Source organism: Pseudonocardia spirodelae, assembly GCF_037727765.1.
Lineage (GTDB): Bacteria > Actinomycetota > Actinomycetes > Mycobacteriales > Pseudonocardiaceae > Pseudonocardia > Pseudonocardia spirodelae.
Window position 1 is genome coordinate 211,429 of record NZ_JBBJUP010000001.1, and the last position, 12,362, is coordinate 223,790.

At 76.3% G+C, this 12,362-nt stretch carries 12 protein-coding genes; 4 read left to right on the top strand and 8 right to left on the bottom strand.

Annotated features, from left to right (window positions below):
- Positions 1 to 11: 11 nt before the first annotated feature.
- Both WJX68_RS01020 and xylB read right to left on the bottom strand, forming a co-directional pair.
- On the bottom strand, positions 12 to 779 hold the full coding sequence (locus WJX68_RS01020; protein ID WP_340285546.1) for an IclR family transcriptional regulator: 768 nt from the start codon (positions 777 to 779) through the stop codon (positions 12 to 14).
- Positions 776 to 2,167 carry a xylulokinase gene (gene xylB, locus WJX68_RS01025; protein ID WP_340285548.1) on the bottom strand — a complete coding sequence of 464 codons (1,392 nt, stop codon included), beginning with the start codon at positions 2,165 to 2,167 and terminating at the stop codon, positions 776 to 778. Before xylB ends, WJX68_RS01020 begins: the two co-directional genes overlap by 4 nt.
- 70 nt (positions 2,168 to 2,237) lie before the next feature.
- Between xylB and WJX68_RS01030 the strand changes: the two genes are divergently transcribed.
- From WJX68_RS01030 to WJX68_RS01040, 3 genes are read left to right on the top strand one after another with little or no spacing between them, the layout of a single operon-like run.
- Entirely contained in the window at positions 2,238 to 2,435 is a 198-nt protein-coding gene (locus WJX68_RS01030; RefSeq protein ID WP_340285549.1) for a hypothetical protein, read from the top strand.
- A gap of 49 nt (positions 2,436 to 2,484) precedes the next feature.
- The gene (locus WJX68_RS01035; protein ID WP_340285550.1) at positions 2,485 to 3,234 is read left to right on the top strand and encodes an SDR family NAD(P)-dependent oxidoreductase; all 750 of its coding nucleotides are present in this window, start codon (positions 2,485 to 2,487) and stop codon (positions 3,232 to 3,234) included.
- The gene (locus tag WJX68_RS01040; RefSeq protein ID WP_340285551.1) at positions 3,231 to 4,286 is read left to right on the top strand and encodes a phosphotransferase family protein; all 1,056 of its coding nucleotides are present in this window, start codon (positions 3,231 to 3,233) and stop codon (positions 4,284 to 4,286) included. The genes WJX68_RS01035 and WJX68_RS01040 overlap by 4 nt, the downstream gene beginning before the upstream one ends.
- On the opposite strand, the gene WJX68_RS01045 is transcribed toward WJX68_RS01040, so the two are convergent.
- Positions 4,273 to 5,736: a cytochrome P450 gene (locus tag WJX68_RS01045; RefSeq protein WP_340285552.1), complete on the bottom strand. Its 1,464-nt coding sequence runs from the start codon at positions 5,734 to 5,736 to the stop codon at positions 4,273 to 4,275. The two genes, WJX68_RS01040 and WJX68_RS01045, sit on opposite strands and share 14 nt — an antisense overlap.
- A 102-nt stretch (positions 5,737 to 5,838) precedes the next feature.
- Between WJX68_RS01045 and WJX68_RS01050 the strand changes: the two genes are divergently transcribed.
- Positions 5,839 to 6,411, top strand: a complete 573-nt coding sequence (locus tag WJX68_RS01050) for a TetR/AcrR family transcriptional regulator (RefSeq protein ID WP_340285553.1) — start codon at positions 5,839 to 5,841, stop codon at positions 6,409 to 6,411.
- Between the two features lie 10 nt (positions 6,412 to 6,421).
- On the opposite strand, the gene WJX68_RS01055 is transcribed toward WJX68_RS01050, so the two are convergent.
- From WJX68_RS01055 to WJX68_RS01075, 5 genes are all read right to left on the bottom strand, one after another.
- Positions 6,422 to 7,093 carry a GntR family transcriptional regulator gene (locus tag WJX68_RS01055; protein ID WP_340285555.1) on the bottom strand — a complete coding sequence of 224 codons (672 nt, stop codon included), beginning with the start codon at positions 7,091 to 7,093 and terminating at the stop codon, positions 6,422 to 6,424.
- Between the two features lie 100 nt (positions 7,094 to 7,193).
- The gene (locus WJX68_RS01060; RefSeq protein ID WP_340285558.1) at positions 7,194 to 8,789 is read right to left on the bottom strand and encodes a dipeptide ABC transporter ATP-binding protein; all 1,596 of its coding nucleotides are present in this window, start codon (positions 8,787 to 8,789) and stop codon (positions 7,194 to 7,196) included.
- Positions 8,786 to 9,658, bottom strand: a complete 873-nt coding sequence (locus WJX68_RS01065) for an ABC transporter permease (protein WP_340285559.1) — start codon at positions 9,656 to 9,658, stop codon at positions 8,786 to 8,788. The genes WJX68_RS01060 and WJX68_RS01065 overlap by 4 nt, the downstream gene beginning before the upstream one ends.
- Positions 9,655 to 10,611 carry an ABC transporter permease gene (locus WJX68_RS01070; protein ID WP_340285560.1) on the bottom strand — a complete coding sequence of 319 codons (957 nt, stop codon included), beginning with the start codon at positions 10,609 to 10,611 and terminating at the stop codon, positions 9,655 to 9,657. Before WJX68_RS01070 ends, WJX68_RS01065 begins: the two co-directional genes overlap by 4 nt.
- Positions 10,611 to 12,245 (bottom strand): ABC transporter substrate-binding protein, encoded by a 1,635-nt coding sequence (locus WJX68_RS01075; RefSeq protein ID WP_340285562.1) that lies wholly within the window; start codon positions 12,243 to 12,245, stop codon positions 10,611 to 10,613. Before WJX68_RS01075 ends, WJX68_RS01070 begins: the two co-directional genes overlap by 1 nt.
- Positions 12,246 to 12,362 lie beyond the last annotated feature (117 nt).

Consider the following 12,362-nt stretch of genomic DNA (forward strand, 5'->3'; position numbering starts at 1 on the left):
GCGCCCCCGTCTCACACCGGCGGGCGCCCGCCCAGGGTCCGGGTCAGCTTCTCCGCCGCGCCGGCCAGCAGGTCCACGCACTTCTCGCACTCCGAGCGCCCGAACCGGATGGTCGGGCCGCTGACGGTGAGGGCCGCGGCGACCTCGCCCGCGTGGTCGAACACCGGCGCCGACAGCCCGGAGCCGCCGTCGTCGCGCTCGGCGACGGTGATCGCGAACCCGTCGCGACGGGTGTCGGCCAGCAGGGTCCGCAGGGTGTCCGGGTCGGTCACGGTGTACTCGGTCAGCGGCTCCAGCGGGCCCGCCAGCACCGCGTCGGCGCGCTCCGGCGACCAGGCCAGCAGCACCCGCCCGGCCGAGCCGGTGTGCAGCGGGATGACCTTGCCGACGTGCATCTCGCGGCGCAGCGCGTGCCGGGTCTCGGCGACGGCGACGCACACCCGGTGGTGCCCCTCGGCCCGGAACAGCGACGCCGTCTCCCCGGTGGTGTCGCGCAGCTCGCGCAGCAGCGGCGCGGCCAGCTCCAGCAGGTCGACGCCGCGCGCCGCCGCCCCGGCCCAGTACGCCATGCGCACCCCGACCCGGACGCGGTCCCCGACCCGGTCCAGCATCCCCTCGGCGACCATGTTGGACACCAGCCGCTGCACCGTCGAGGTGGGGATGCCGGTGGCCTGCTGGATCTCGCCCAGGCTGCGCACCGGGTGCTGCAGGGTGAAGGCGTCGAGGATGTCGGTGATCTTGCCCAGGACCAGGAGCCGTCGCGGGCCCTCGGTGCTCATCCGGCGACCCGGTCCAGGAACGACCCGGCCGCGGCGCGGTAGCGCTCCCACGCCTGCGGGGCGGGCTCGGCCTCGTAGCGGGCCGGCTCGGCCGCCGGGCGCCACGACGGCGGCGCGTCGCCCCCGCGCAGCGCCCACGCCGCCTGGCGGGCCGCGCCGTCGGCGACGTACTCGCCCGGCTCGGGCACCCGCACCGGCACCTCGAACACCTGCGCGGCGATCCGGCAGACCGCCTCCGAGCGGGCCGCGCCGCCCACCAGGGTCACCCCGGTGACGTGCACGCCCTGCCCGCGCAGCGCCTCCAGGCCGACCCGCTGGGCCGACAGCATCCCCTCGACCGCCGCGCGGGCCAGGTTCTCCCGGGTGCCCGACGCGAGCGTCCAGCCGTGCAGCGCGCCGGTCGCGTCGGGCAGGTTGGGGGTCCGCTCGCCCTCCAGGTAGGGCACGACGACCAGCCCGCCCGCGCCCGGCTCGGCGGCCAGCGCGAGCCGGCCCAGCTCGTCGTGGTCGACGCCGAGCAGCCGCCGGGTCGCGTCGAGCACCCGGGAGGCGTTGAGCGTGCACACCAGCGGCAGGTAGGCGCCGGTGGCGTCGGAGAACCCGGCGACGATGCCGGTCGGGTCCTGGGCGCGCCGCTGCGCCCGCGCGAACACCGTGCCCGAGGTGCCCAGGGAGACCACGACGTCGTCGCCGGCGTCGACGCCCAGCCCGGCCGCGGCGTTGTCGCCCGCCCCGGCGCCGACCCGGATGCCGTCCGGGCCCGCGACGGACTCGGCGGGGCCGAGCAGCCGGGGCAGCGCCGGCGTCCGGCCGAAGAAGCGTTCCAGCAGCTCGGGGCGGTAGTCGCGGCCGTCGAACCAGCCGGTGCCCGAGGCGTCGGACCGGTCGGTGACCAGCTCGTCGATGCCGGTCGCGCCGCGCAGCCGCCAGGTCAGCCAGTCGTGCGGCAGGCACACCGCGGCGGTGCGGGCGGCGTTGTCCGGCTCGTGCTCGGCGAGCCAGCGCAGCTTCGCCAGGGTGATCGAGGCGACCGGGACGACGCCGGTGGTCTCGGCCCACTCCCGCGCGCCGAACTCCGCCACGAGCGCGGCCGCGGCGGGCGCCGAGCGGGTGTCGTTCCACAGCAGCGCGTCGCGCACGACCTCGCCGCGCTCGTCGAGACAGACCATGCCGTGCTGCTGCCCGGCGACCGCCAGTGCCTCGACGCCGTCGAGCCCGCCGGCGTCGGTGATCGCCTCCTGCAGCGCGTCCCACCACACGTGCGGCGCGACCTCGGTGCCGTCCGGGTGCGCCGCCCGGCCGGAGCGGACGAGCTCACCGCTGTCGGCGTCGCGCACGACGACCTTGCAGGACTGGGTGGAGGAGTCCACCCCGAGCACCAGTGCCATGCCCCCACCCTGCCATCCGTGACCGGCGCGGCGGGCGACACGCGGGCGGGATCGGTGCCAGGCTGTTCCCATGAGCGACGAGCAATGGTTCTACTGCCTCAAGCACGGCACCGTGGAGACCGCCGACGGCTGCCGGTCGGCCGACCGGCTCGGCCCCTACCCGGACCGGGAGACCGCCGCCCGCGCGCTGGAGCTCGCGAAGGAGCGGACCGAGGCCGAGGACCGCAAGGACCGGGAGTGGAACGCGGGGAGCAGCGGGTCGTCCTGAGCCCCCGCGGGGGCTTCGCCGCGCGCCACGGCTGTGGTGGAGTGGCGGCATGGGAGACGATCACAGGGTTGTCGTCGTCACCGGCGGCAGCCGGGGCATCGGCCGGGCGGCCTGCGAGGCGTTCGCGGCGGGGGGCGACACGGTCGTCGTCGCCAGCCGCAAGGCCGACGCGTGCTCCGCGCTGGCCGCCGAGCTGACCGGCCGCTACGGCACGCCGGCGCTCGGCGTCGGCTGCCACGTGGGCCGCTGGGCGGACTGCGACGCCCTGGTCGAGACGGTGCTCGACACCTACGGCCGGGTCGACGTGCTGGTCAACAACGCCGGCATGTCCCCGCTGTACGGCTCGCTGACCGAGGTCACCGAGGAGCTGTTCGACAAGGTCCTGGCCGTGAACCTGCGCGGGGCCTACCGGCTCGGTGCCCGCTGCGGCGAGCTGATGGCCGCCGCGGGCGGCGGGTCGATCGTGAACGTCTCCTCGGTGGCGGCGGTCGTCCCCGACCCGGGCGAGCTGCCGTACGCGCTGGCCAAGGCCGGGCTCAACGCGCTCACCGTCGGCCTGGCCCGCGCCTACGCCCCCACCGTGCGGGTCAACACCGTGATGCCCGGCCCGGTCCGCACCGACATCGCCACCCACTGGACCGCCGAGTTCCGCGACCGCGTCGCCGCGCAGGTCCCGGCCGGACGGGTCGGGGAGGCCGGCGAGGTCGTCGGCGCGATCCGGTACCTGACCGGCCCGGACGCCGGCTTCACCACCGGCGCGACGATCAAGGTCGACGGCGGCATGGCGTGGTCGACGTGAGCTCGCCGGCCGACGTCGTCGACCGCGCCGCGCTCGGCGCCTGGCTGCGCGAGCAGGGACTCGGTGCGTGGTCCGGCGAGCTGGAACCGGTCGGCGGCGGCACCCAGAACGTCGTCCTGCGCACCGTCGTCGGCGGGCGGCCGGTGGTCCTGCGCCACCCGCCGGTGCACCCGCGCCCGGGTTCCGCGCGCACGATCGCCCGCGAGATCACCGTGCTCGACGCGCTGCGCGGCAGCGGCGTGCCGCACCCGGCGCTCGTCGCCGCGTGCACCGACCCCGGCGTCCTCGGGCAGCCGTTCTTCCTGATGGACGACGTCGACGGGGTCAACCCGGGGGAGCGGGTCAGCCCCGAGCAGGCCGCCGACCCCGGTCTGCGCCACGGCGCCGCGCTGGACGTCGCCCGCGCCGCCGCCCGCCTCGGCCGGCTCGACCCGGTCACCGCCGGGCTCGACGGGCTGCGCCGCCCCGGCCCGTTCCTGTCCCGCCAGGTGCCGCGCTGGACCGCCCAGCTCGCGTCCTACACCGAGGTGCCCGGCTACGACCCGGGCGACCTGCCCGACACCGCGGTCGCGGCGCAGTGGCTGGAGCGGCACCGCCCGCCCGAGCCGGAGCCGGGCGTCGCACACGGGGACCTGCACCTCAACAACGTCCTGCTGGACCGCACGCGCCCGCGGGTGGCCGCGCTCGTCGACTGGGAGATGTGCACCGTCGGCGACCCGCTGCTCGACCTCGGCTGGCTGCTGGTGACCTGGCCGGTGGACCCGGTCGGGTTCGGCGCGGGGACCGAGCTCGCGGCGCACGGCGGTCTCCCCACCCGCGCCGAGCTGATCGCCGCCTACGCCGACGCCGGCGGCCGCGACACCGGCCACGTCACCTGGTACGCCGGGCTGGCCGCGTTCAAGCTCGGGATCGTGCTGGAGGGCTCGTGGGCGCGCGTCGCCGCGGGCGAGGCGCCCCGCGCGGTGGGGGAGCGCCTGCACACCGCGGCCGTCGCCCTGCTGGAGCTGGCGGTGCGCATCGCCCGCGACGAGTGGGCGGTCAGCGCGGGCTGAGCGTCACCGGGATCCCGCCCACCGGCACCGGCAGCGAGGTGTTGTCCCAGCGCAGCCGGTAGGACGGCGCGACCGTCCAGCGGTAGCGGCGCAGCATCTCGTGCAGGATCGCGGTGACCTCCAGCGTGCCGAAGTGCAGGCCGATGCACTTGTGCACGCCGCCGCCGAACGGGATCCAGGCGTCGCGGTCGGAACGGTCCTCGCGCCGGTCCGGGCCGAACCGCTCGGGGTCGAAGCGCTCCGGGTCGCTCCAGCAGGACCGGTCGTAGTGGTTCACCGCCTGCGCGACGACCACGCGCGTCCCGCCCGGCACGTGGTACCCGGCCACCGAGGTGTCGCGCACCGCGGTCCGCATGACGACCGGCACCGGGGCGTCGAGCCGCAGCGCCTCCCGGATCACCAGGTCCAGGCCGGTCAGGCCGCGCAGCTCGGCCACCGTCGGCGCCCGGTCCCCGATCCGCTCGGCGAGCGCGTCGGACTCGGCGCGGCAGCGCTCCTGCCACTGCGGGTGGCGCGCCAGGTGGTGCGCGGCCGCCGCCGTCGTCGTGGTCGAGGTGTCGTGCGCGGCCATCATCAGGAAGATCATGTGGTTGACGACGTCGTCGTCGGAGAACGTCGCGCCGTCGTCGGTGCGGGCATGGCAGAGCGCGGAGAACAGGTCCGCGCCCGCGCCCGCGCGCCGGTCCGCGATGGTGGCCCGGAACCACTGCTCCAGCAGCGCCCGCCCGCGCAGCCCGCGCCGCCAGCGGGTGCCGGGCAGGTCCCGGCGGACGAAGGCGTTGGCGGCCCGCACGCAGTCGACGAACGCCCGGTTGACGTGCTCGGGTCCGTGGACGTCGGTACCCCGGGCCCCGGCGCGGGAGTCCATGAACACGGCCTGCGCGACGTCGAGGGTGAGGCTCTTGAGCGCCGGGTACAGCCGCAGCTGCCCGGGCCAGGTCGGCAGCACCTCCCGTACCACCGGGACGGTCGCGGCGACGTAGCCGTCGATCCGGTCGGCGGTGAAGGCCTCCTGCATGATCCGCCGGTGCGCGCGGTGCTCGTCGAAGTCGAGCAGCATCAGCCCGCGGTGGAAGAACGCGTCGACCGTGGCCCGCCATCCCTCCTGGGAGAAGGCCTTGTCCCGGTTGGTGAGCACCTCGCGGGTCGCCGCCGGCCCGGTGACGACGATCGCGCGCCCGGCCGGGGAGCGCATCCACCAGACCGGGCCGAGCGCCTCGGACCGGGCGCGGGTGAAGCGGTGGCCGAACCGCACGTAGGTCAGGGCGTGCCCGAGGCCGGGCAGGCCGTCGTCGCCGGGGACCTCGCGCAGCCCCTCGGGGACCGGCCCGAACGGCGCCGGGCGCCGGCCGCGCACCGCCCCGGCCAGCAGCGACCGGTCCAGCGGCTCGGGGGCCGGCACGGTGAGGACGGACGACCAGCGCTCACGGGCCTGCTGCACCAGGTTCACGGGGGAGGGCTCCTCGACGTCGGACGGCGGTGTCCCCGACGAAGTTAGACAGTTTCGTTAGAACTGTCCAGAGCGTGGACGGAGTGTGTCAGGATGTCGCCCATGACCGAGCGGCGGACGATGGCCCGGCGGGCCCGCGACGAGCTGCGCGACGAGGTGCTCGACGTCGCCGAGGACCTCGCCGTCGCCGGGGAGCGCCCGTCGATGCCGGAGCTGGCGCGCCGCGTCGGGGTGAGCCGCCAGACCCTCTACAGCGAGTTCGGCGACCGCGACGGGCTCGCCGCCGCGCTCGTGCTGCGCACCACCGGCCGCTGGCTGGACGGGATCGAGGCCGCCCTGGAGGGGGAGGCGGACCTGCACGCCGCCTGGGTCGCCGCCGTCGGGGCCGCGCTGACCGAGGCGGCGGAGAACCCGCTGGTCAAGGCCCTGCTGACCGGGTACAGCGCCGTGCCGTCGGTGTTCGGCAGCGGGTCCGGCCCGATCGTCGACGCGGCCGCGGCCCGCGCCGCCGGCTACCTGCGGCGGGTCCGCCCCGGCGCCGCCGACGCCGACGTGCGCCTGGCCGCCGAGACCGCGGCCCGGCTCACCGTCAGCCACCTGGTGCAGCCACCCGGCCCGGCACAGCGCTCGGCCACCGACATCGCGACCGTCGTGCTGCGCGTGCTCGGGGAGTGACGCCCGGGGGTCAGCCGAGCTGGCGGTAGTGCCGCTCGGCCCGTTCGACGTGCGCGCGCGCCAGCGTCCCGGCCGTCGTCCGGTCCCCGGCCTCGATCGCGGTCAGGATCGCGCGGTGCTCGGCCCAGGACCGCGGCCCGGCGAGCGTCACGCCCATCGCGTAGATCCACTCGATGCGGTCCGCGACCTGGCGCAGCAGCGACGTCATCGACGCGGACCCGCTGCACTCGGCCATCGTCAGGTGGAAGCGGGTGTTGAGCTCGGGCAGCCGGGCGGTCCGGCCCGCCGCGAGCTCGGCCTCCCCGTCGGCGACGACCCGGCCCAGCAGCCCGGCGACCTCCCCGTCCCCCGCGGCGACCCGGTCGGCGCAGCGCGACGCCGTCGCCTGCTCGATCGTGCCGCGCACCGCGAACAGGTCCTCGGCGTCGGCGCCGTCGATGGTGGCGACGGTCGCGCCCTGGTTGGGGCGGATCTCGACGAAGCCCTGCACGGCCAGGGTGCGCAGCGCCTCGCGCACCGGGACCCGCGACACCCGGTAGCGCGCGCACAGGCTCGCCTCGGTGAGCCGCTCGCCCTGCGCGAGCTCCCCGGCGACGATGTCCCCGCGCAGCGCGGCCAGCACCCGCCGGGCCTTCCCGTCGGCCGAGCCGTAGCGCGGGCTCCCGGCGCCGTGACCGTCCACCTGGTTCCTCTCCCCGGCCGTCGCCGGTGCAGTGTGGGACCCGCGGCCCCGCCGGTGCGCGCCGTGGCCGTCCGGTTCGACAGGACTGGGTATCGCCGACTCAGCCGCCGCCGGGGATGGCCGCGAGCAGCTCGCGGGTGTAGTCCGCGGCCGGCGCGCCGACGACCTGGTCCACCGGGCCCTGCTCGGCCACCCGTCCCGCCCGCAGCACGACGACCCGGTGCGCGACCTGGCCGACCACGGCCAGGTCGTGGGTGATGAACAGCAGCGACACCCCGAGGTCGCGCTGCAGCCCGGTCAGCAGCTCGAGGATCTGGTCCTGGACGAGCACGTCCAGCGCGGAGACGGCCTCGTCGCACACCACCAGCCCGGGCCGCGCCGCCAGCGCGCGGGCGATCGCGACGCGCTGGCGCTGCCCGCCGGACAGCTCGTCGGGCCGCCGCGAGGCCGTGGCCGCGGGCAGCGCGACCGCGTCGAGCAGCTCTGTCACCCGCTCGCGGCGGGACGCGGCGTCGCCGACGCGCAGCACCCGCAGCGGCTCGTCGACGATCCGCGCGACCGACGACGTCGGGTCCAGCGAGCCGTAGGGGTCCTGGAACACCGGCTGCATGGCGCGGCGCACCGCGGCCCGCTCCCGGCGCGAGGACCGGAACGGGTCGGTCCCGCCGACGCGCACGGTCCCGGCGGTGGGCCGGTCGAGCCCCAGCACGATCCGGGCGGTGGTCGTCTTGCCCGAGCCGGACTCGCCGACCAGCGCCGTCGTCGTGCCGGCGTCGACGGTGAAGGAGACGTCGTCGACGGCGCGGACGCGCTCGCGCGAGCCGCGCACCCGGAACTCGCGCACCAGCCCGTCGACGACGAGGACCGGCTCGGGCGCCGCCGGTGCCGGGGCGGCGCGGGTCCCGCCGCCGATGGCCGGGGCCGCCGCGACGAGGCGGCGGGTGTAGTCGTCGGCGGGGGCGGTGAGGATCCGCCCGGCCGGCCCGGTCTCCACCACCCGTCCCTCGTGCATCACGACGACCCGGTCGGCGCGCTCGGCGGCCAGGGCGAGGTCGTGGGTGATCAGCAGCATCGCGGTGCCGCGGGCCTCGGTGAGCCCGGCGAGGTGGTCGAGGATCCGCCGCTGCACGGTGACGTCGAGGGCCGAGGTCGGCTCGTCGGCCAGCAGCAGGTCCGGCTCGGCGGCCAGCGCCATCGCGATCAGCACCCGCTGGCGCATCCCGCCGGAGAACTCGTGCGGGTACTGCCGCGAGCGCCGGGCCGGGTCGGGGATGCCGGCCTCGGCCATCAGCTCGACGGCGCGGTCGCGGGCCGCGCGCCCGCGGGCCAGCCCGTGGGCGGTGAGCGCCTCGGCGATCTGGGCGCCGACCCGGTGCACCGGGTTCAGGTTGGACATCGGGTCCTGCGGCACCAGGCCGATGCGGGCCCCGCGCAGCGCCCGCCAGCGCGCCTCGCCGGCGGCGGTGAGGTCCTCGCCGTCGTAGCGGACCTGACCGCCGGTGACCCGCCCGCCGCCGGGCAGCAGGCCGAGCGCGGCCGCGGCGGCGGTGGACTTGCCCGACCCCGACCCGCCGACGACGGCGACCTTCTCGCCGCGGTCCACGGTCAGGTCGACCCCGTGCAGGACCTCGGTGACCGCGCCGCGCTCGTCGGCGTAGCCCACGCGCAGCCCGCGCAGCTCCAGCAGCGCGCTCACCGCCGGGCCCCCGGGGCCAGCGCGTCGCGCAGGGCGTCCCCGACGAGGTTGAACGCCAGGCAGATCAGCACGATCGCGACACCGGGGAACACCGCGGCCCACGGCGCCCGGTACAGGTACTGCTGGGCGTCGGAGAGCATGATCCCCAGGCTCGGGTCGGGCGGCTGGATGCCGAGCCCGAGGAAGGACAGCAGCGCCTCGCCGATCACCGCCACCGGCATGATCACCGTCGCTTGCACGATCACCGACGACGCCGCGTTGGGCAGCACGTGGGTCAGCAGCACCCGCGGTCCGGAGGCGTCCATGGCGCGCGCGGCGAGCACGAACTCGCGCTCGCGCAGCCGCAGCGTCTCCGCGCGCACGACCCGGATCATCGTCGGGACCTGGGCGACGCCGAGTGCGACCGCGGCCCCGGCCAGGCTGGCGCCGCTGATCGCGGCCAGGCCGACGGCGATGATCAGGAACGGGAAGGCCAGCGTGAGGTCGGTCAGCCGGGACACCACGACGTCGGCCGCGCGCCACCAGCCCGCGGCCAGCCCGAGCGGGGTGCCCACGAGCACCGCCAGCGCGACGGCGAGCAGCCCGACCTGCAGCGACGCCCGCGCCCCGAACAGGATCCGGGACAGCACGTCACGGCCGAGGTCGTCGGTGCCCAGCGGGAACCCGACCGTGCGCGGCAGCTGGAAGGGCGTCTCGAAGTGCACGGCGCCGGGGGAGTAGGGCGCCAGCACCGGAGCCAGCAGCGCGGCCAGCACGACGACGGCGAGCAGCACCGCGCCCGCGACGCCGGAGCGGCTGCGCAGGAACGCCGCGAGCACCCGCCCGCGCTCTCCGCGCCCGGGCGGGGCGACGGTCTCGGTCACGGTCACTGCGACCTCCCCGCGACCCGCACCCGCGGGTCGATCACCGAGTACAGGACGTCCACCACCAGGTTGATCACGATGTAGGCGAGCGTCACGACGAGCACCACCCCCTGGATCACCGGGTAGTCGCGGGTGAACACCGAGTCCAGCGTCAGCTTCCCGAACCCGGGCAGCCCGAAGATCCGCTCGGTCACCACCGCGCCGGACACCAGCCCGCCGAGCTGCAGCCCGACGATCGTCAGGACCACCAGCAGGCTGTTGCGCAGCGCGTGCCGCACGACCACGGCGCCCCGCGAGACGCCCTTGGCCCGCGCGGTCCGCACGAAGTCCGCGGTGAGGGTGTCCACCATCGACGCCCGGGTCTGGCGCATCACGATGGCCGCCAGCCCGGTGCCGAGGATCAGCGCGGGCAGCGTCAGGTGCCACAGCGCGCGCAGCGGGTCCTCGCCGACCGCGACGTAGCCCGAGGCCGGGAACAGCCCGAGCCCCACGGCCAGGTAGAGGATCGCCAGCAGCCCGAGCCAGAAGTTCGGGACCGACAGCGACACCAGCGACAGCCCGCTGACGGCGAGGTCGGCACCCCGCCCGCGGTACACCGCGGCCAGCGTCCCGGCCGCCATCCCGGCGACGACGGCGACCACGATCGCGTAGAGCGAGAGCCAGCCGGTGACCGGCAGCGTCGTCGCGATCAGCTCGGTGACCGGGGTGCCGGTGCGGGTCGACTCGCCGAGGTCCCCGGTCAGCGCGCTGCCCAGGAACCTCAGGTACTGCTCGACGAGCGAGCCGTCGAGGCCGAGCCGGGCCCGGATCGCGGCCACCGTCTCCGGGGTCGCCTCCTCCCCGGCCAGGGCCAGTGCCGGGTCGCCGGGCAGCGCGCGCACACCGGCGAACACGACCATCGACGCGAGCACCAGCGTGACCAGGCCCTGGCCGAACCGGACGGCGAGGTAGCGCCCCATCAGCCGGCCCCCTGCTCGAGGAACGCGGCCCGGCTCAGCCGCACGACGCCGTCGGCGAAGGTCTGCACCCCGGCGACGTCGGCCGCGTGCGCGGTCAGGTTGCGCTGCCGGTACAGGTAGATGATCGGGTTGTCGCGCTGCACCTGCGTCACCACCTGCCCGTAGAGCGCGGCCCGTGCGGCCGGGTCGATCGTGGCCGCGGCGCGGCGGATCAGCTCGTCCACCGCGGGGTTCGAGTAGCCGGAGTAGTTGTTGCCCGCCCCGGTGGTCAGGAACGAGGCGATGTTGCCGTGCGGGTCCACCCGGCCCGACCAGCCGAGCTGCAGCAGGTCGAAGTCGCCGCGGTCCTGCACGTCGAGCAGCGTCGAGTACTCGACCGGCTCGATGGTGATCGCGAACCCGCCCTGCGCGACGGCGGCCTGCAGCGCCTGGGCCAGGCGCAGGGTGTCCGGGGAGTTGGAGACCTTCATGGTCACCCGGTACGGCAGCGCCACCCCGGCCTGTTCCAGCAGCGCGCGGGCGGCGGCCGGGTCGTAGGGCGGGCAGGCGTCGCTCGCCGGGGTGGCGAACGTGCTGCCCGGCGGGACCGGCGAGCAGGCGGGTTCGTACCAGTTGTTGAACACCGCGTTGACCAGCACCGTGCGGTCCACCGACAGGGCCAGCGCGCGGCGGACCCGCGGGTCGGTCGCGAGCGGGGTGTCGATCCGGCCGGGCGGGTTGCCGGTGCCGGCGGTGTTGCCGACGTTGACCGTCATCGCCTGGTAGCCCAGCGACGGGATCTGCAGGACGCGGACGTCGCGCTCGCGGGCCAGCGCGTCGACGTCCTGCGGGGAGATCGTGTCGGCGACGTCGACGTCGCCGCTGCGCAGGTTCGCCGCCCGGATCGCGGTGTCGTTCATGATCCGGTAGGTGATCGAGTCGAGGTGGACCTCGTGGGCCGCGTAGTACAGCGGGTCGCGGACCACGGTGATCGAGGTCTGCGGGACCCGCTCGGCGAAGCGGAACGGCCCGACGCACACCGGGTCGGCGGAGAACTCCACCCCCGGTCGGGCCAGCGCGGCCGGCGACATGATCATCCCGGCGCGGTCGGCCAGCGACGCCGTCAGCGGGGCGAAGGGGCGGGCGTAGGAGATCCGCACGGTCCGCGGGCCGGTCGCGGCGATCCCGGTGACCGGGCCCAGCTCGGAGCGGCGGCTGGAGTCCGGCAGCGTCAGGTGCCGGCGCAGGGTGGTGACGACGGCGGCGGCGTCCAGCGGGGTGCCGTCGGCGAAGCGCACCCCGTCCCGGACCGTGATGTCGACGGTGCGGCCGCCCGCGCCGATCACCGGCAGCGCCGTCGCGAGCTGCGGGACGACGGTGCCGGCCGCGTCGATGTCGTAGAGCTTCTCGCAGATCGAGCTCATGACGTAGCGGGTGTAGAGCGACGACGACGTGGTCGGGTCGAGCCGGTCGGGCTCGCTCGACAGCCCCATCACCAGGTCGCCGCCCTGGCGCACCGGCGTGCCGGGGGCGAGCGCCGCACCGGGGACCTCCGGGCGCGGCGGCGCCGGCAGCACCGGCTGCACGGCGAGGCAGCCGCTGAGCAGGGCCACCGCACCGAGCAGCAGCACCGATGCCCGGATCCTTGTATACATTGCCGGGGACCGTACGACCGTCCGGGCGAGTCCGGTAGCCCCTCCGGTGTCACGATCGTGTCTCGGAGCAACGGAACGTCCCGCCCGCCCGGTGCGCTCACCCCACCGGGCGGGCGG